Origin of the sequence: Amycolatopsis keratiniphila, from assembly GCF_000400635.2 — a bacterium.
GTDB classification, from domain to species: Bacteria; Actinomycetota; Actinomycetes; order Mycobacteriales; family Pseudonocardiaceae; genus Amycolatopsis; species Amycolatopsis keratiniphila.
Genome location: NC_021252.1, coordinates 6970315 through 6987726, shown reverse-complemented (window position 1 = coordinate 6987726; position 17412 = coordinate 6970315). Strand labels below are relative to the sequence as shown.

The 17412-nt window shown below is 69.6% G+C and carries 17 protein-coding genes; 10 read left to right on the top strand and 7 right to left on the bottom strand.

Annotated elements, in window-relative coordinates; genetic code table 11:
• Window positions 1-62: 62 nt before the first annotated feature.
• A complete protein-coding gene (locus tag AORI_RS72035) occupies window positions 63-758 on the bottom strand; it encodes a response regulator transcription factor (RefSeq protein ID WP_081809730.1) in 696 nt (231 codons plus the stop codon).
• 508 nt (window positions 759-1266) lie between these two features.
• On the opposite strand from AORI_RS72035, the gene AORI_RS72030 reads away from it, so the two are divergent.
• On the top strand, window positions 1267-1683 hold the full coding sequence (locus tag AORI_RS72030) for a GNAT family N-acetyltransferase (RefSeq protein WP_016336503.1): 417 nt from the start codon (window positions 1267-1269) through the stop codon (window positions 1681-1683).
• A 53-nt stretch (window positions 1684-1736) separates the two neighbouring features.
• On the opposite strand, the gene AORI_RS72025 is transcribed toward AORI_RS72030, so the two are convergent.
• Window positions 1737-2162 (bottom strand): cysteine dioxygenase family protein, encoded by a 426-nt coding sequence (locus AORI_RS72025; RefSeq protein WP_228688222.1) that lies wholly within the window; start codon window positions 2160-2162, stop codon window positions 1737-1739.
• Between the two features lie 194 nt (window positions 2163-2356).
• Here AORI_RS72025 and AORI_RS72020 point away from each other — a divergent pair, with 194 nt between their 5' ends.
• Complete coding sequence (locus tag AORI_RS72020; protein WP_016336501.1) at window positions 2357-3223, top strand: LysR family transcriptional regulator; 867 nt, start codon at window positions 2357-2359, stop codon at window positions 3221-3223.
• 348 nt (window positions 3224-3571) lie between these two features.
• Here AORI_RS72020 and AORI_RS72015 read toward each other — a convergent pair whose 3' ends face one another.
• Entirely contained in the window at window positions 3572-4855 is a 1284-nt protein-coding gene (locus AORI_RS72015; RefSeq protein ID WP_043848320.1) for an amidase, read from the bottom strand.
• A gap of 101 nt (window positions 4856-4956) precedes the next feature.
• On the opposite strand from AORI_RS72015, the gene AORI_RS72010 reads away from it, so the two are divergent.
• Genes AORI_RS72010 through AORI_RS71995 form a run of 4 tightly spaced genes read left to right on the top strand, consistent with a single transcriptional unit; the run spans window position 4957 to window position 9711 of the window.
• Complete coding sequence (locus tag AORI_RS72010; RefSeq protein ID WP_016336499.1) at window positions 4957-5940, top strand: ornithine cyclodeaminase; 984 nt, start codon at window positions 4957-4959, stop codon at window positions 5938-5940.
• Window positions 5931-7277: a type III PLP-dependent enzyme domain-containing protein gene (locus tag AORI_RS72005; RefSeq protein ID WP_016336498.1), complete on the top strand. Its 1347-nt coding sequence runs from the start codon at window positions 5931-5933 to the stop codon at window positions 7275-7277. The genes AORI_RS72010 and AORI_RS72005 overlap by 10 nt, the downstream gene beginning before the upstream one ends.
• On the top strand, window positions 7274-8332 hold the full coding sequence (locus AORI_RS72000; RefSeq protein ID WP_016336497.1) for a cysteine synthase family protein: 1059 nt from the start codon (window positions 7274-7276) through the stop codon (window positions 8330-8332). The genes AORI_RS72005 and AORI_RS72000 overlap by 4 nt, the downstream gene beginning before the upstream one ends.
• A complete protein-coding gene (locus AORI_RS71995; RefSeq protein WP_016336496.1) occupies window positions 8329-9711 on the top strand; it encodes an MATE family efflux transporter in 1383 nt (460 codons plus the stop codon). The genes AORI_RS72000 and AORI_RS71995 overlap by 4 nt, the downstream gene beginning before the upstream one ends.
• On the opposite strand, the gene AORI_RS71990 is transcribed toward AORI_RS71995, so the two are convergent.
• Window positions 9687-10628, bottom strand: a complete 942-nt coding sequence (locus AORI_RS71990) for a tetratricopeptide repeat protein (RefSeq protein WP_043848319.1) — start codon at window positions 10626-10628, stop codon at window positions 9687-9689. The genes AORI_RS71995 and AORI_RS71990 overlap by 25 nt on opposite strands.
• A 126-nt stretch (window positions 10629-10754) precedes the next feature.
• Here AORI_RS71990 and AORI_RS71985 point away from each other — a divergent pair, with 126 nt between their 5' ends.
• Together AORI_RS71985 and katG are read left to right on the top strand one after the other, a co-directional pair.
• Window positions 10755-11177: a Fur family transcriptional regulator gene (locus AORI_RS71985; RefSeq protein WP_043848318.1), complete on the top strand. Its 423-nt coding sequence runs from the start codon at window positions 10755-10757 to the stop codon at window positions 11175-11177.
• A 27-nt stretch (window positions 11178-11204) separates the two neighbouring features.
• A complete protein-coding gene (gene katG, locus AORI_RS71980) occupies window positions 11205-13439 on the top strand; it encodes a catalase/peroxidase HPI (protein ID WP_016336493.1) in 2235 nt (744 codons plus the stop codon).
• Window positions 13440-13694: 255 nt separating this feature from the next.
• Here katG and AORI_RS71975 read toward each other — a convergent pair whose 3' ends face one another.
• Together AORI_RS71975 and AORI_RS71970 are read right to left on the bottom strand one after the other, a co-directional pair.
• The gene (locus AORI_RS71975) at window positions 13695-14477 is read right to left on the bottom strand and encodes a GAF and ANTAR domain-containing protein (RefSeq protein ID WP_016336492.1); all 783 of its coding nucleotides are present in this window, start codon (window positions 14475-14477) and stop codon (window positions 13695-13697) included.
• Between the two features lie 91 nt (window positions 14478-14568).
• On the bottom strand, window positions 14569-14946 hold the full coding sequence (locus tag AORI_RS71970; protein ID WP_043849108.1) for a VOC family protein: 378 nt from the start codon (window positions 14944-14946) through the stop codon (window positions 14569-14571).
• Between the two features lie 81 nt (window positions 14947-15027).
• Here AORI_RS71970 and AORI_RS71965 point away from each other — a divergent pair, with 81 nt between their 5' ends.
• Both AORI_RS71965 and AORI_RS71960 read left to right on the top strand, forming a co-directional pair.
• Window positions 15028-15579, top strand: coding sequence for a hemerythrin domain-containing protein (locus AORI_RS71965; RefSeq protein WP_016336490.1), 552 nt, complete (start codon window positions 15028-15030; stop codon window positions 15577-15579).
• Between the two features lie 44 nt (window positions 15580-15623).
• A complete protein-coding gene (locus tag AORI_RS71960; RefSeq protein WP_051552920.1) occupies window positions 15624-15968 on the top strand; it encodes an STAS domain-containing protein in 345 nt (114 codons plus the stop codon).
• Here the strand turns inward: AORI_RS71960 and AORI_RS71955 are convergent.
• Window positions 15965-17407, bottom strand: coding sequence for an aminotransferase class I/II-fold pyridoxal phosphate-dependent enzyme (locus tag AORI_RS71955; RefSeq protein ID WP_016336488.1), 1443 nt, complete (start codon window positions 17405-17407; stop codon window positions 15965-15967). The two genes, AORI_RS71960 and AORI_RS71955, sit on opposite strands and share 4 nt — an antisense overlap.
• Window positions 17408-17412: the final 5 nt, after the last annotated feature.

Sequence of the window (17412 nt, the reverse complement as noted above, 5' to 3'; positions counted from 1 at the left end):
CGGTGCCACAGGATACGGCGGGTACCGAACCTCATCCGGTCTCGGTACTTCCGGTACATCCCTCACCCGGGCGGGCCAGCCGCGGTGTGCAACTCGCCTTCGCACGAAGTCGTCTCCAGCCGTGGCAACGGGTTGCCGCCCGGCCGGAACCGCAGGGCGCGGAACAGGTCCCGCCTGCTGCCGAAGCCCAGCTTCTGCAGGATCCGGCTGACGTAGTTCTTCACGGTCTGCGTCGCGAGGTGCAGTTCTTCGGCGATCTCGTCGTTCGACCACCGGTAGAGGATCAGCGCGAGGATCTCCTCCTCCCGCCTGGTCATCGCGCTCGCGTAGTGCACGGCTTCGGTGACCGGCGGCGGCGTTCCGCCCGCCTGCACGCACACCCGCTGGCCGGCGAGCGTCGAGCGCACCGCCGACATCACCTGGCCGCCGCTGGCCGACTTGTGCACGAAGCTGTCCGCGCCCGCGTTCAGCGCCATGGCGATGGCCGATGGCGACGAATCACCGGCGAAGACCAGGACGGTCGCACGTTCGAACTGTTCCTTCACGAACCGGCAGATCGCGGTCCCGGCGGGCTCACCCCAGATCGACAGCTCGGTGATGACCATGTCGGGATGGCGTTTTTCGCACTGCCACAACGCTTCCGGCTCGCTCGCGGCTTCGGCCACCGCCCCCACCCCCGCCGAATCCCGCAACAGCCTGCTGAGCGCGTATCTGATGAGGGGTTGATCGTCTACTACGAGCGTGGTGACGCGGTTCATGGTTCCCCTTGGGGTATCGACGGGCGCCCGGTATGGCCCGGGCCGTGCGGTCGGCCCCGGGCCGGGCGGCGCTCGCATTCGCCGAGAACAGGTTCGCTCGCTCGGGCGATCCGTCGAACCGACCGTCGCGGCGACGTCGGTACTCATTTCTGGCCGAATCCTCTTTCGTCGCGGTCCGGCAGTGATCTTCCCGCTTATCCGCGCGAGTGAGGACCAGCAATCGGGTGACAACGGCGAAAAGCGGCCACGCGGGGCGCCGGATTTGGGCCGGACGGCGGAACGGGGACACAGATTCCGAACGCGCCGCACTCCGGACGTGGAAAGCCGGGCCAAGTTGTCCGATCGTGTGACATACGGACCGATATCGCCTTCGTGAAGTCGATTTCCCGGGTCCGGTATTCGGCGGGGTCCATTGTGGAGGCCGGGCTCCGCCGGGGCCCGGCCTCCGGACGCGCGCACCGGGTGGGACGCTGTAGGCCGTTGGTGTGAGAGAAAGGGCAAGCCCGTCATGGACGACTCCTACCTCCTGGAGGCAGGCTCCCCGTCGGTCGACGACTACCTACGGCTGCGTCGCGAGGCCGGGCTCAGCGAACCGCCCAGGGAGCAGGCGGAGCGCGGGGTCGGTGGCGCCTGGGCGTCGGTCCGGGTCGTCCACCGGGCCACCGGCGAGATCGTCGGGATGGGCCGGGTGATCAGCGACGGCGGGTGGTACTTCCACATCGTCGACATGGCCGTCCTGCCCGCCCATCAGCGTCGCGGCATCGGGGACGCCGTCCTCGAAGCCCTTCTCGCCGCGATCGACGCCGAGGCTCCCGGCGCGTACGTCAATTTGCTCGGCGATCCACCCGGATGGCGGCTCTACAAACGGCACGGCTTCGTCGAGACCGCTCCCGGGACCATCGGTATGCGGCGGCAAAACACCTGACCGGCCGTCGATGGGTATGCCGATAGGCGAAATGGGCCCATCGATTGCGCCTTTCACCGAGCGGTGGCGCGCATTCGGTAATTGCGGCGTACGCTCGTTCCCTTGCTGAGGTCGGCACCGTATACGTGCAAGGTGATGGCGACGGTGTCGCCCGCGTTGTGCACCTGGTGGATGTCGTCGGGCGGGGCGACGCCGCTCACCGAGCCCGCCGGGCGGCGCCGCTGGGCCGTCCGGACCAGCCTGTCGCCGTCGATGTCGAAGATGTTCTCGGTCTCGGTTCCTTGCAGGACAAGGAATGTACACCACACCAGGTGATCGTGGATCTCGGTGAGCTGGCCGGGCCGCCAGACCAGCGCGACGATCGAAAAGGCGGACTCGGCGTGCAGTGTGGTGCGGGTGTACCCCTCGGGGGAACCGGCGCGTTCCGCCGTGGTGAGCAGCCGCGGAGTCGGCCGGAGTTCGGTGAGAACGGTCGCCACGGCTTGTGCGGTGACCAGGGGTTCGGATGGCCTTTCGGTGCATTGGCTCAGACGTTTTATCAGCTCCGGGAGGCCGGGTCTGAGGGTGGTCACGGTCATTTTCGTTCCTCCTTCTCGTCACTTTTCATCGTGGCCCGCTGCCCGGCCGTCGTCCAATGACGACGTTCTTTCTTTTTCATAGGTATTCTTTATCCATGCTGAATCTGGTGCAGCTCACCGTGCTGGCGGCTGTCGCCCGGCACGGTTCGATGACCGCGGCGGCGAAGGAACTGCACTACACGCAGCCGGCGGTGAGCCACCATCTCGCGAGGTTGGAGGCGGCCACGGGCGCGAAGCTGGTCCAGCGGATCGGCCGCGGCATCCGGCTCACGCCGGAAGGGGAACTGCTCGCCGCCCGCGCGGCCGAGATCGTCGGCCGGGTCGAAGGCGCCGAGGCCGAGCTGGCGGCGCAGGTGGGCTTGCGCGCCGGGCGGGTCCGGATGGCGGGGTTCCAGTCGATCCTGAGCACCATCGTCCCCGACGCGGCGGCCGCGCTGGCCCGCGCGCATCCCGGACTCGAATTGGGGCTGGTGGACGAACATCCGGGCGAGGCGCTGCGCATGCTGCGGGAGGGACGGATCGACGTCGCCCTGATCTTCCGGTACGCGGACACGCCCCGTGAGGAGCGGGGGCTCCGGCTGGTGCATCTTCTGGAGGACCCGATCTATCTGCTCAGCAGCGAACCGGGGCAGACCATCGCCGACCATCGTGACTCGACCTGGATCGGCGGTTGCACCCGCTGCCAGGACGAACTCGTCACGATCTGCGGGCGGGCCGGGTTCGCCCCGCGGATCTCGCTGGTCAGCGACGACATCGTGGTCATGCAGGCGTTGGTCGCGGCCCGGATGGGCGTCACCACGCTGCCGCGGCTGGCGCTGCGCGCGCACCGGATGCCCGGTGTCCACGCCACCGAACTGGCCGAAGACCCTCGCCAGATCTACGCCGTCACCTACGGAGACCCGCCCGACCCGCCGGCGGCGGCCGCGCTCATCGACGCGCTTCAGGCCAGCATCCGGGCTTAGGGCGGGGCTTGGGAAGGGTGAGTTTCCTCGGTCGAGCCGAGGGAAGGGGGCCTTCACGCGCGGCCGCTGTGACTGCTGGGGCCGGCGGTGTTGAAGAGCCGCAGGTGGCGATCCTGAAGGGGTCGTGAGTGGTAAAAAGGGTTAGAACGACCTTTACCACTCACGACCCCTCGGCATAATCACCCATTTCGCCATGAATGGGACACGCGGTCGCCGAGAAGTGGCCACAGTGGACGGTTGGAGCCCGTTCGACTCCCGTCGACAGGGCAATCAAGCGCTTTACCTGCGCTTATGTGACTTTGCCGGGGCCCTGACCTTCAGGGTGGGCAAGGAGGCCTTCACGGACCTCTACAGAACCCGTTCGACGAAAGCCCCCACAGCCAGCAGTTTCCGGTCCTCGCCGACCAGCCCGTCGAGCGCCAGCCCGGCGGGAAGCCCGTCGCGTGCGTGCCCCATCGGGACGGTCATGCCCGGGAAGCCCGCGATGCTGCCGGGCTGGCAGTTGCGGATGAAGGTGGCGAAGGTCGGCACCTCGCGCCCGCGGAGCGCGAAACTCCCGACGGCCGAGAAGTCCCGCGCCGTCGCCGGGGTGGTGGGGAAGGCCAGTGCGTCGATGCCGCTTTCGTCGAAGATCTTCGCGTAGGCGCGGCGCAAAGCGGAGCGGGTGGCGAGGGCCGCCTCGTACACGACGGGCTCGACGCCCGGCACGACGGCCTCGGTGAAGATCGCCCGGACGTCGGGCGCGGCGATCTCACGAACGAGCCGCTCGAACGAGACCTCGGGTACGTGCTCGGCGAGGTAGGACCGGAGCCCGACGCCTGCTTCGTGGATCACCAGCGGCATTCCCTGATCGACGACGAGTTCCGCGAGGGGCGCGTCATCGAGCGGCACCAGGGTGACGCCCGCCGCGCCCAGCCGGGCGAGTGCGGCCTCCCAGAGTTCTTCGACGTCTTCGGATAGGTCGCCGGTCAGGAAACCGTGCGGCACGCCCAGCCTGATCGACGTGCTCTCGGTCAGGGGCGCCGGCTCTTCCGCCGCGAGAACGGCGTCGAGGAGCGCGAGATCGGCGACGGTGCGGGCGATCGGGCCTGCCGTGTCCCGTGTGCTGCTCAGCGGCGTCATACCGTCGGACGGGTAGCGGCCGGTGGTGGGCCGGAAACCGCAAACCCCGTTGAGCGCGGCGGGAACACGAGCCGAACCACCGGTGTCGGTGCCCAGACCGGCCGGCACGATGCCCGCCGCGACGGCGACCGCGGTCCCGCCGCTGCTGCCCCCGGCGAACCGGGACGGGTCGCGGGCGTTGCGCACCGGGCCGAGCGGGGTCGTGTCGCAGGTGATGCCGAGGGCGAGTTCGTGCATGGTCGCCTTGCCGACGACGACGGCGCCCGCGTCGGTCAGCCGCCGGACCACGGTCGCGTGCTCGTGCGGAACGTGATCCGACAGCGCCGGGGTCCCCGCGGTGTTCGGCATCCCCGCGACGTGGATGTTGTCCTTGACCACCAACGGGATCCCGCTGAGCGGGCCCGCCGGTGCGACCGCGTGATCGTGCGGCGCCAGCCGGGCGATCGCGTTGAGATGCCGCACTTCTTCCGCTCGCGCGCGGCTTTCCGCGGCGCCCCAGGGTCTGCTCACGGCCGCCAGCTTAGCGTGACAAGTGCCACACTCATCGATAAAGACAATCATTTTCATTAAGCTGCGGCGCGCCACCTTCCCACGAGAAAGGTCGATCGTTCATGAGCTCCGGTCCCTCGCTGCACATACTCACGCGCTCGGATCTGCACAGCCTCGAACTCACTCCCGGCGAGGCGATCACGATGGTCGAAGACGGCTACCTGGCCTACGCTGCCGGAGCCTCGCGGAACCCGGCGAAGCTGATGGTGCCGATGCCGGATCCCGCGCGGGACGCCGTCGCGTACTCGATGCTCGGCTACGACGGTTCCCTCGAACAAGCCGCGTTCAAGACGAGCTACCGCCAGGGCAGCACGTCGGCCGAGAAGTACTACACGACCATCACCCTGTACGACGACACCACGGGCCTGCCGTTCGCGCTCATGGACTGCCACCGCGTCGGCGCCACCCGTACACCGGCGAGCACCGCGTTGATCGCGCGGTCGTGTGCCCGGCCGGGAGCGCGATCCGCGCTCATGGTCGGCACCGGCGCGCAGGGGATCCGGACGCTGCCGTACCTGCTCACCGCGCTGCCGGAGCTGGAGCGGCTGCGGTTGTTCGGCACGCATCCCGACGGTCTTCGCGACAGCGTCGCCGCGGTGAAGGAGCGGTTCCCGGACCGCGAGGTCGAACTCGTCGACGACGTGGAGGCCGCGGCACGCGAGTCCGACATCGTGGTCGCCGCGTCCGGCCGGGCGGCCCACCCGAAGATCCGCCTCGGCTGGCTGCCGCCGGGCGGGCTGCTGATCTCGGTCGCCAGCAAGGGAGTCCAGGAGGGCACGCTCGCCGAAGCCGACTACACCGTGGCCACCAGCGGCGCGCAGGTCGAGGTGACCGGACAGCGGATGGCGGGGCCGGACGGTGTCTTCCGCATCGACGCCGAACTCCCGGAGATCCTCGCGGGCAAGGCTCCCGGCCGTCGCGGCGACGAAGACCGGGTGTTCGCCTTCAGCAGCGGCATGATCATCACCGACATCCCGGTCGCGCACGCGCTGGCCGCCCGCGCCATCGCCGCGGGCCGCGGCCGCGAGGTGGCCCTGTGGACCTGATCGACACCCTGTCCCCGCCCCTGCCCGCGCTCGAACGTCCCTGGGCGCACCGGCTGCGTGACTCGGAGACGTTGTGGGACATCGCCCGCGGTGTCGGCGGCGGCCCGTTCCATGTGGTCCATCCGGCCACTTTTTCCGAGAATCTCGGGGGAATGGTCGACGCGCTCGCCGCCGAACGTGTCGAAGGCACCGTCTACTACGGGAAGAAGGCGAACAAGGCGGCGGCCTGGCTGCGGGAGTGCACGCGTCCCGGCACGGGGGTCGACGTCGCGAGCGTGCCCGAACTGGTGCACGCCCTCGGAAACGGTCTGCGCGGCGAGTCGATCGGGGTCACCGGCGCCGCCAAACCCGACGGCCTCCTTTGGCTCGCCCTGCGGCATCGCTGTCTCATCGCGGTGGACGCGGCCGACGAACTGGAGCGCGTTGCCCGGCTCGCCACCGAGCTCGGGGAGACGGCCGAAGTGCTGCTGCGGGTGCGGCCGCCGTCCGCGCCGGAGAGCCGGTTCGGTTTCGCGCCCGACGCTTTGAATGCGGCCGTCCGGCAGTGCGGCGGCCCGGTCGTCCTGCGGGGTTTCTCGTTCCACCTCGACGGCTACGACCCCGTGCCGAGGGCGGAACTCGCCGCGTATCTCATCGACCTGTGCCACGACGCCCGCGCGCTCGGGCATCCGGCGTCGAAGATCAGTGTGGGCGGCGGGATCGCGGTGTCCTATGTGGACGCTGCTGACTGGGTGCGGTTCGAGTCCGGCAGGCACGACGGCTGGTTCCACGCCGGCCGCAATCCGGCCAGGACGTACCCGTACCACCAAGCGCCGACCGGGGCCGCGATGGTGACCGCGATCCTCCGGCACGAGATCGCCGGGAAGACGCTGGCGGAACGGCTGCGCGCGGCCGGGATCGAGCTGCTGCTCGAACCGGGCCGGGCCCTCGTCGACGGCGCCGGGTTCTCGGTGTTCCCGGTGCTGGGCTGCAAACCGGCCGAAGACCACCTGATCACCACGGTCGCGGGCCTGTCCATGAGTCTGTCCGAACAGTGGAAGGGCAGCGAGTTCCTGCCCGACCCGCTGCTCGTGCGCCGGGACGGGCCGGGCGGCACGCCGGTGCGGACCATCGTCGCCGGGTCGAGCTGCATGGAGTACGACGTGCTGACGTGGCGCGCGGTGGAGCTGCCCGCGCGGCCGAGGACCGGCGACCTGCTCGTGTACCCCAACACGGCCGGCTACCAGATGGACAAGAACGAGAGCGGTTTCCACCAGCTTCCGTTGCCGCCGAAAGTGGTGGTCGACGGTGACCACTGGCACCTCGACACCGACCACCCGATCCAGGAGATCCGATGACGATCGTCCGGCGCGCGTCCGACCTGATCGGGAACACGCCGCTGCTGGAGCTCGCGCGCACCGGCACCGGGACGCGCCTGCTGCTCAAACTCGACCACCTCAACCCCACCGGCTCGTGCAAGGTACGCATGGCCAGGCAGATGATCGACGAGGCGGAGCTCGACGGACGGCTGCGGCCGGGCGGGCACATCGTCGAACCCACCTCCGGCAACACCGGGAACGGGCTCGCGCTGGTCGCGCTGGAACGCGGCTACCGGTTCACCGCCGTGGTCGATCACCACGCCGCCCGCGAGAAGCTCCGGATGCTGCGCGCGCTCGGCGCGGAACTGGTGTTCGTCGACTGCCCGCCGGACGGCGGGGTCAGTTCGGTCCAGCGGCGGCGGGTCGCGGCCCGGATCGCCGCCGAAACCGGGGCCTACCACCCCGATCAGCACAACCATCCCGGCAACGGCAACGGGTACACCGGGCTGGCGCGAGAACTCCTCGGGCAGCTCGGCGACGTCGACGTGCTCGTCGCGGCGATCGGCACCGGCGGCTCCCTGTGCGGCACGGCCCGCGCCCTGCGCGCGGCGGGAGCGGCCACCCACGCGGTGGCGGTCGAACCCGTCGGCTCGATCATCTTCGGCGGCGCGCCGGGGATCTACCACCAGACCGGGGCGGGCAGCCCGGCCGGTTTCCCGATCGGGGACAACGTCGACCGGTCGGTGATCGGCGAAGCCCATCGCGTGTCCGACAGCGACGCGTTCGCCGGGGCGCGCGTCGTCGCCCGGCGCACCGGGGTGCTGGTCGGCGGGACCACCGGCGGCGCGATCCACGTCGCGCTCCGGCGGCTTTACGCGTATCCGGCCGGAAGCGTCGTCGTGGTGCTGTGCAACGACGCGGGGGAGAAGTACCTCGATTCGGTGTACGACGACGAATGGCTGCGCGCCAGGGGAGTGCTCGACGAACTGGCCCACCGCCGGATGGACGGCTGGTTCGCCACCTACGCCGAGTCCGTGCGGGTGGCCACGCGCGACCGGGCGGTGCGCCGGACGCCGGTGGCGGTGGGCGGATGAGCACGGCGGTGACGACCCGCGGCTACCGGGCGCTCGCCGGGCTGGCCGCGCCGATCGCGGGAATCCAGCTGGCGCAGGTCGCGCTCACCAGCGTCGACCTGGCCATGCTCGGGCTGCTCGGAGTGACCGCGGTGGCGGCGGGCGGGCTGGCGATCCTGCTCTACAACCAGATCCGCACCATGTGCGTCGGCATGGTCACCGGCGTCGGGAACCTCGTGGCGACGGCGGCCGGGGCCGGGGAACTCCGCACCGGCACCGGCGAACTCGACGAGCGCGCGCGGGACGAGATCCGGTCGCTCCTGCGGTCGGCGCTGCTCGTCGCGACCCTGACCGCGGCGATCGGCGCGGTCGTCCTTTGCGGACTGGCGGGCGCGTTGCCCTTGCTCGGCCAGAAACCGGAGATCGTGTCGCTCGCCTGTCCGATGATGTTCGCGCTGGCGGGCGGGCTCTTCCCGATGGTGTGGCTCAACGTGGTGCGCCAGTTCGCCGTCGGGCTGCGGCGTCCGGGTTCGCTCCTCGCCGTGACGCTGGTGTCGATCGCGGTCAACGCCGCCCTCAACGCCGCCTTCATCTACGGCTGGGCGGGCCTGCCCGAGCTGGGTGTCGCCGGTATCGGCCTGGCGACGACCCTGGTCCAGTTCTTCACGCTCGCCGTGTTCGCCTCGGCGCTCCGGCGGGATCCGCTGTTACGCCCCATGGTGTCGCTCGCGCTGTGGCGCGCGGATCCGGCGGTGGTCCGGCGCATCGTCCGGCACGGGACGCCGATCTGCTTCACCTACGGCTCGGAAGCGGCGATCACCTCGATCGCGACGATGCTGATGGGTGCGTTCGGCCCGGCGATGCTCGCCGCGTCGAACGTCGCGAACCAGCTCGCCTACATCGTCTACCAGGCCAACATCGGGCTGTCACAAGGATCGTCCATTTTGGTCAGCCGCGCGGTCGCCCGGGACGAACGATGGCGGGCGCCGGTGATCGCCCGCCAGGCGTTCACCCTCTCCTGGTCCCTGATGGCGGTGGTGAGCCTGGCGTATCTGCTGGTGCCGCAGGTGCTGCTGTGGCCGTTCCTGCACGACGAGGCCGACGCGGTGGTGCTCGGCACGGCGTCGACCCTGCTGGTGTTCGCCATCGCGCAGCAGTACAGCAAGGGAACGCAGAACATCCTCGTCGGCTTGCTGCGCGGGCTCGGCGACACCGTTTCCGGCCTCCGCTGCACGCTCGTGGGCTACTGGGCGGTGGGTGTGCCGGCGATGTTCTTGTGCGCCTACGTGTTCGCCTGGGGCGGTTGGGGGGTCTGGGCCGGTCTGTGTCTCGGATTCGCGGCGACCGCGGTCCTGCTCGGACGGCGTTTCGCCGGTCAAGGGCTCGGTTCGGCGCGATAGCCGTCGATCCGGGCGAGCAGGTCGCGCGAGGCGGGATCGGTGTGTCCGCGCAGGAGCGCCGCCAGTGGTGCGAGCCGGTCCTTGGTGCGGGTGGAACCGAGGCCGCGTGCGAGGTCCAGCGCTTCGGTGCCGGTGCGAACGGCTTCGTCGAAATCACCCTGGAGCGCGTGGTTCTGCGCGAGCATGATCAGGGTGAGCGCGAGGCTGCGGGACATTTCGGCGCCGTAGCCGCCGACGGCGTCGTGCAGCCGCGCGATCGCCTCTTCGCAGTGGCGGGAGGTGGCCGTCCTGGCCAATTCGGTCAGGACGGTCCCGCGCATCGCGGCCATGTCCGTGGTGCCGAAGAAGGCTTCCCAGGGGCGCGGCGACGGCCAGGTGTCCGCGCGCTCGAACTGACACTCCGCCTGGGCCAGGCTCGTGAGAGCGGCGCGCTCGTCGCCGGTCTTGGCCAGTGCCCACGCCTCATTGACCGTCAGGATCGCCTGTGCTCGAGGGGAATCGGAGCGGTGGGCGGCGGCCTGGCCCTGGCGGAGATGGTCCAACCCGCCCTCGATGTCGTCGTGGTGCAGCGCCAGCCTGCCGAGGCGATAACAGATGTTGGCCATGAGACTGTCGTTCCCGGCCGCGGCGGCGAGACCGAGCGCGCGATCGAACCGGAGCCGCGCCGGAACCGGGCGGCCGATGTCGAATTCGGTCCAGCCGAGCAGGTTGTGCAGATCCGCGAGCACGGTCAGCAGCCGTGCGCGGAGCCCACCGGGGACCGCGCCCCAATTGAGCAACAGGCTGACCGACTTCACGACGTGCACCGCGTCGCGGGAAAAGGCGCCGCCCTGGCGGTAATCCAGGGCACGCAGGCCGTCGACGGCGTTTTCGAGGCACTCGACTTCGGCGATACCCATCCGGCCTGTCGTTGTCATGAACTCACCTCACGCAAGTCATGGCTCGGTCCACGGCTACCCGGTGTCAACGCGTTCGAAACCGGCCGTCACTCCCCGGGGTTCTTGATTTGACCCGTTCCAAAGACGCTCTTATGGTCCTTGGTGATGTCCGACTTCGAGGCACAGCTGCGAGCGGTTTCGCTGCGCGTGACTCGGCCCCGGCTGGCCGTGCTCGCGGCGCTGCGCGATCATCCGCACGTCGACACCGAAACGGTGCTGAACCTGGTGCGGGCCGACCTTCCCACGGTCTCCCACCAGGCGGTGTACGACGTGCTGCGAGCGCTCACCGAAACCGGTCTGATCCGGCGTATCCAGCCCGCCGGCGCGCTCGCCCGTTACGAGACCCGGGTGGGGGACAACCATCACCATGTCGTGTGCCGTTCCTGCGGTGCGATCGCGGACGTCGACTGCGCTGTCGGCCATGCCCCCTGTCTCACCGCTTCGGGCGATCACGGGTTCGTGATCGACGAGGCGGAGGTCGTCTACTGGGGCCTGTGCCCCGGCTGCGCGGCCGAACCTGTCCAGTGATGAATTCGCCTGCTCGGAAGGAAAGAAATGACTGACAACCCGGAGAAGGGCTGCCCGGTGGCCCACGACTCCGTGACCGCGCACGGAAGCGAGAGCGAGAACCCGGCGATCGACTCGCCGACGCCGAAGTCGGGCGGCCGCCCGCGCACCAACAAGGACTGGTGGCCCAACCAGCTCGACCTCTCGGTGCTGCACGCCCACTCGTCGAAGTCGAACCCGCTCGGCGCGGACTTCAGCTACGCCGAGGAGTTCGCGAAGCTCGACGTCGAGGCCCTCAAACGGGACATCGTCGAGGTGCTCACCACCTCGCAGGACTGGTGGCCCGCCGACTTCGGCCACTACGGCGGCCTGATGATCCGGATGAGCTGGCACGCCGCGGGCACCTACCGCATCCACGACGGCCGCGGCGGCGCCGGTGACGGCGCGCAGCGGTTCGCCCCGCTCAACAGCTGGCCCGACAACGCGAACCTCGACAAGGCGCGGCGGCTGCTGTGGCCGGTCAAGGAGAAGTACGGGCAGCGGATCTCGTGGGCCGACCTGCTGGTGCTCGCCGGGAACGTCGCGCTGGAGTCGATGGGGTTCAAGACGTTCGGCTTCGGTTTCGGCCGCGTGGACACCTGGGAGCCCGAGGAGATCTTCTGGGGTCCGGAAGACACCTGGCTGGGTGACGAGCGCTACGCGAGCGACACCGAGATGGTCCCCGACGTCGGCGCGACCGAGATGGGCCTCATCTACGTCAACCCCGAGGGACCCCGCGGCAACGCGGACCCGGCCGCCGCGGCGCACTTTATCCGGGAGACGTTCGCCCGGATGGCGATGAACGACGAGGAGACCGTCGCGCTCATCGCCGGCGGCCACACCTTCGGCAAGACCCACGGCGCCGGTATCGCCGACGACCACGTCGGCCCGGAGCCCGAAGCCGCCCCGCTCGAGACGCAGGGCCTCGGCTGGCTGAGCACCCACGGCAGCGGTAAGGGCGCCGACACGATCACCAGCGGTCTCGAGGTGACGTGGACCGACAAGCCGACGCAGTGGAGCAACCGGTTCTTCGAGATCCTCTTCGGCTACGAATGGGAGCTCACCACGAGCCCCGGCGGCGCCAAGCAGTACGTCGCCAAGGACGCCGAGGCGATCATCCCGGACGCCCACGACCCGGCCAAGAAGCACAAGCCGACCATGCTCACCACGGACCTGGCGCTGCGCGTCGACCCGGAGTACGAGAAGATCTCGCGCCGCTTCCTGGAGAATCCGGACGACTTCGCGCTCGCGTTCGCCAAGGCCTGGTACAAGCTGCTGCACCGCGACATGGGCCCGGTCAGCCGCTTCCTGGGGCCGTGGGTGCCCGAACCGCAGCTGTGGCAGGACCCGGTGCCGGACGTCGACCACGAGCTCGTCGGGGACGCCGACATCGCCGCGCTGAAGACGAAGGTGCTCGAATCCGGGCTCACGGTCGAGCAGCTGGTCGGCACGGCGTGGGCGTCCGCCGCGAGCTTCCGGTCCACCGACAAGCGCGGTGGCGCCAACGGTGCGCGGATCCGCCTGGCGCCCCAGCGTGACTGGGAGGTCAACCAGCCCGAGCAGCTCGCGAGCGTGCTGGAGACCCTGGAAGGCATCCAGCGCGAGTTCAACGACGCCGGTGGCGCCAAGATCTCGCTGGCCGACCTGATCGTGCTGGCGGGCACGGCCGCCGTCGAGAAGGCCGCGCGCGACGCCGGCACCGAGGTGACCGTCGCGTTCCACCCCGGCCGCACCGACGCCACCCAGGAGGACACCGACGTCGAGTCGTTCGCGCTGCTCGAACCGCGTGCCGACGGGTTCCGCAACCACCTGCGTCCCGAGGAGAAACTGCAGCCGGAGGTCCTGCTCGTCGAGCGCGCCTACATGCTCGACCTGACCGCGCCGGAGATGACCGTCCTGGTCGGCGGCCTGCGGTCGCTCGGGATCACCGCCCCCGGCACCCGGCACGGCGTCCTCACCGACCGGCCGGGCGTGCTGACCAACGACTTCTTCACCAACCTCCTGTCGCCGGGTACCCGGTGGAAGGTGTCGGAGTCGGAGGAGAACGTGTACGAGATCCGCGACGCCGCCACGGACGCGGTGAAGTGGACGGCGACCCCGGTCGACCTCGTGTTCGGCTCCAACTCGCAGCTGCGGGCGCTCACCGAGGTGTACGCGGGACAGGCCGGGCGGGAGCGGTTCGCCGCGGACTTCGCCAGGGCGTGGACCAAGGTCATGGAACTGGACCGGTTCGACCTCGACTGACGGCGCCGCACTGACGTGACCGAAGGCGATCACGTGAGTGACGCCTTTGCGCGCGCCGCCGCCTGTGTGCCCAGTCCGTGAAGGCCTCCTTGAGGGACCCAGAGTCCCTCAAGGAGGCCTTCACGGACTTCGGGCCAGGAGGTACAGGGCCACGGTTGGCGCTGACCCGAATCCCCACTCAGGTCCCCGTTATCTGGGGCGAAGGCTCCCTTCGCCGCATCAGACGCGGCGAAGGGAGCCTTCAGCCCACGCGCATCAAGGGGTGTCGAGCTCCCCATGCCGGGTCGCCAAAGTGCGCGCGACTTCGGCGAGTTTGACGTTGAGGTCCTGAGAAGTCCGGCGCAGCAGGTCGAAGGCCTCGTCGGCGGTCAGGCCGCGGCGTTGCATGAGGATCCCCTTCGCCTGCCCGATGACGTCGCGCGACTCGACGGCCCGCCGGAGATGGTTCGCCTCCAGCTCGGCCCGGCTCACGGCGCTGGTGCCCGCCAGCGCGAGCGAGCCGTGGGTGGCCAGCAGGAGTGCGATGTCCTGAGCCTGCGAGTCGAGGGCGCCGGGGCGGCGGCTGTAGATGTTCAGCGCGCCGGGCACCCTGGGCGGGCTCGCGTCGGGCATCAGCACGGTGGACAGGATCGCGGTGTACCCGTGCCGCACGGCCGCCGCGGTGAAATCCGGCCACCGCTTCTCGGCGGTGAGATCCTCACTGCGGATGTAGCCGGGGCTTCCGCTGGCGGCCGCATCGACGCAGGGCCCCGTTCCGGCGCGATACTGCACCTGGTCGAGCTCCAGCGCCACCTCGCCGGTCGAAACCGGGGTGTGGAAGGTCCCGTCCGGGGCACGGAGGGTGACCGACACCAGATCCGCGCCCGGCACCACCCGGTACGCGGCGTCGACGACCTGTTCGAGGACCTGGGCCGGCGTCGAAGCGGCCAGGAGCAGGCGCGTGAGTTCGACGAACTGGCCTGCCAGCGGACCCGCCGAGGTGTACTCGCCGGAGCCGAATTCGGCCTTGTCGCGTTGCCACAGTCCTTCGTCCGCCATCAGCTGACCATCCCAGTCGGGTTCGGTGTCCTTCGCCGGATACCCGGCGGCGCCGACGGCTAATCAGTTGACCGTCCTAAGTGGACAGTCCTTATGGGTCCACCCGCTTGCGGAGGAGGCAGAACACGTTTCCTTCGGGGTCGGCGAGCACGTGCCACGACTCTTCCCCCGTCTGGCCGACGTCGGCCGGCCGTGCCCCGGCGGCGAGCAACCGCTCCAGCTCGGCGTCCTGGTCACGGTCGGTGGGGTTCACGTCGATGTGCAGGGGGAGTTTGCCCGGTTTCGGATCGTCGCTGCGGCTCAGGATCAACGTCGGCTGCGGGCCGCCGAAGCCGACGCCGGGCGGGCCGATCTCGATGTCTTCGCCGTCTTTGCCGATCTCGACGTATCCGAGTACTTCGCACCAGAACGCCGCCATCCTGACCGGATCGGCGCAGTCGAGGATGAGTTCGGTGATACGGCAGGCCATGAAGCGAGGATAGCCCGGTTGAATCCGGGCGCAGCGGGTATCCGGGGTCGTCGAGTTGATCCCGGACCCGAGGAGGCGGCCGTGGCGGGCGATGTCGTGGACTTGATCATGCAGGACCACCGTGAGGTGGAGCGGCTCTTCCGCGAACTCGAGCAACATCCCGAGAAACGGCCGCTGCTCGTCCCGGTGCTCTCGTCGCTGCTCACCGCGCACAGCCGCGCCGAGGAGGCCGAGGTGTACCCGGCGGCCAAGGGCGAGGCGGACGAGGCCGAAGACGTCGCGCACGGCCAGAAGGAGCACGCCGAAGCCGAGCAACTGCTCGCGAAGCTGAACGAAACCGAGCCTGAGTCGAAGCAGTTCGAAAAGGTGCTCTCCGACCTCGTCGAGGCCGTCACGCATCACGTGAAGGAGGAGGAATCCACCGTCCTGCCGAAGATGCGGCGCGAGTTGAACGAAGCGCGGCGGCGCGAGCTGGGCGAGGCCTTCGTGAGCAGCCGGACTTCGCATCTCGGCGATCGTCCCGGCGAGGCCACCAAACGAGAGCTGCTGACCCAGGCGCGCAACGCGGGCGTGACGGGCGCCTCCAAGATGGACAAGGACGAGATCGCACGCGAGGTGGCCAAGTCTTCCTGATCGCGACGGTTGCGGACCGGGCCGCCCGCTTCTACCTTCGATGAATGGCGATCGACTCCGAAGCCGCGCAGGCCTCTCCTCTAGTCGTGGCCGAAGCGGCTCGCTCCGAAGAAGCGATCACCGTCGCGGTGACGGGTGATATCGACATTTCGACCAGTCCTCGACTCCGGTCCGAGCTGTTCGAGTTGCTGGCGGACGGCCCCGGCGTAGCGGTGATCGACATGACCGGTGTCGGTTTCTGCGATTCGTCGGGTCTTTCCGTGCTGGTGCAGCTGAATCGGCACTGCCAGGAGTCCGGGATCGATCTGAGCTTCGCGCCGTCCAAGGTCGTGCACCGGGCCATCGAGCTGACCGGGCTGTTGCCCACGCTGAAGGTGGCCGGCGCCTAAGCGACGACGCGGACCGTGCCGAGCTCCGGATCCGCGGCGTCGTAGATGAACATGCCCGTCCGGACGCCGGAGTGGAGATAATCGATGATCGCGTCGGTGAACACCTCACCGGGAGCGATCGCCGGAACGCCTGGTGGATAAGGGCTGATCATCTCCGCGCTGACCCGTCCGCCCGCCTTGTCCAGCGGCACGTGCTCCGCCTCGGCGAAGAACGCGTCGCGCGGCAGCATCCGCATTTCCAGCTCCAGCTCCGCTCCGGACGGCAGGTCGACCGGCGGGCGCCGCTCGAAGTCGTGGTCCGTCAGCCCTCGCAAACCGTGCAGCAGCGCGGAAACGGTGTCCTCGTCGTCGGCGTGGGTGATCTGCACCGCGATCCGCCGGTGATCGGACAATCCCGTGTGCAGATGGCGTTCGGCGAGATGGTCGGCCGCCTGGTAACCGGTGATGCCGAGCCCGGCGACGTCGATCACGATCTTGAGCGGATCGTGTTCGAAGGCCAGCGGGTGGAACTCCTCGGCCAGCGCGTGGAGACCGGAGATGCCTTCGATCTCTTCCCGTGCCCTGGCGGCCAGTGTCAGTGCCTTGCCCAACAGGTCTCCGCCGTGCTCGACCATCTGCCTGCGCCAGCCGTCGAGGGAGGCGTACAGCAGCGCGGAAGTGCTCGTGGTGCCCAGCAGGTCTTCCCTGGCTTTGAGCAGGTCCGGGGAAACCCGGTCACCCCTCAGGTGGAACACCGAGGCCTGCTCCAACCCGCCGCCCATCTTGTGCGTGCTCGTGACGCACAGATCGGCTTCCCCGTCCATCGCCCAGGTCGGCAGGTCGTCGTGGAACGGGTAGTGCGCGCCCCACGCCTCGTCGACGATCAGCGGCTTGTCCGCGTCGTGGAGGGTACGGGCGACGCCCCGGATGTCGGCGCAGGTGCCGTAGTCGGTCGGCGTGATCAGCAGCATGCCTTTGACGTCGGGCGCTTCCGCCAGCGCCGCCTTGGTCTCCTCCGGGCCGGGAGGATGCGCCAGATGGTGCTCCTCGTCGTACCGAGGCCGCACCCAGACCGGGTGCACCCCGCTGATCACCAGACCGGCGACGACGGATTTGTGGGCGTTGCGGGACACCAGGAGCCGCTCGCCGGGGCCGGCGACGGCGAGCATGGCGCTCTTGACCGAGAGCGAACTCCCGCAGGTGGAGAAGAACGTGTGCTCCGCGTCCACCGCGTCGGCCATCAGCTCCTGCGCCCGGCTCAGGACGCCGCGCGACATCCGGCGGTCGTCCAGGCCGTTGAGGGTGAGCAGATCCGACGCGAACGCGTCGTGGCCGAGCAGGTCCAGCACGCGCGGGTCCGCGCCTCGGCCCTGTTTGTGGCCGGGCGGGGTGAAGGCCAGCCCGCCCGCGCGGCGGTAGGCCTCGATGGCTTCCAGCACCGGTGCGCGCGAGTGGTCCATCCTGC

Coding starts and splice junctions, on each gene's coding strand:
- AORI_RS71985 (WP_043848318.1), top strand. CDS start 10,755: ATGTCCGACTTCGAGGCACAGCTGCGAGCGGTTTCGCTGCGCGTGACT.
- AORI_RS72030 (WP_016336503.1), top strand. CDS start 1,267: ATGGACGACTCCTACCTCCTGGAGGCAGGCTCCCCGTCGGTCGACGAC.
- AORI_RS71975 (WP_016336492.1), bottom strand. CDS start 14,477: ATGGCGGACGAAGGACTGTGGCAACGCGACAAGGCCGAATTCGGCTCC.
- AORI_RS72035 (WP_081809730.1), bottom strand. CDS start 758: ATGAACCGCGTCACCACGCTCGTAGTAGACGATCAACCCCTCATCAGA.
- katG (WP_016336493.1), top strand. CDS start 11,205: ATGACTGACAACCCGGAGAAGGGCTGCCCGGTGGCCCACGACTCCGTG.
- AORI_RS71970 (WP_043849108.1), bottom strand. CDS start 14,946: ATGGCCTGCCGTATCACCGAACTCATCCTCGACTGCGCCGATCCGGTC.
- AORI_RS71995 (WP_016336496.1), top strand. CDS start 8,329: ATGAGCACGGCGGTGACGACCCGCGGCTACCGGGCGCTCGCCGGGCTG.
- AORI_RS71955 (WP_016336488.1), bottom strand. CDS start 17,407: ATGGACCACTCGCGCGCACCGGTGCTGGAAGCCATCGAGGCCTACCGC.
- AORI_RS72010 (WP_016336499.1), top strand. CDS start 4,957: ATGAGCTCCGGTCCCTCGCTGCACATACTCACGCGCTCGGATCTGCAC.
- AORI_RS72000 (WP_016336497.1), top strand. CDS start 7,274: ATGACGATCGTCCGGCGCGCGTCCGACCTGATCGGGAACACGCCGCTG.
- AORI_RS72020 (WP_016336501.1), top strand. CDS start 2,357: ATGCTGAATCTGGTGCAGCTCACCGTGCTGGCGGCTGTCGCCCGGCAC.
- AORI_RS71960 (WP_051552920.1), top strand. CDS start 15,624: ATGGCGATCGACTCCGAAGCCGCGCAGGCCTCTCCTCTAGTCGTGGCC.
- AORI_RS71990 (WP_043848319.1), bottom strand. CDS start 10,628: ATGACAACGACAGGCCGGATGGGTATCGCCGAAGTCGAGTGCCTCGAA.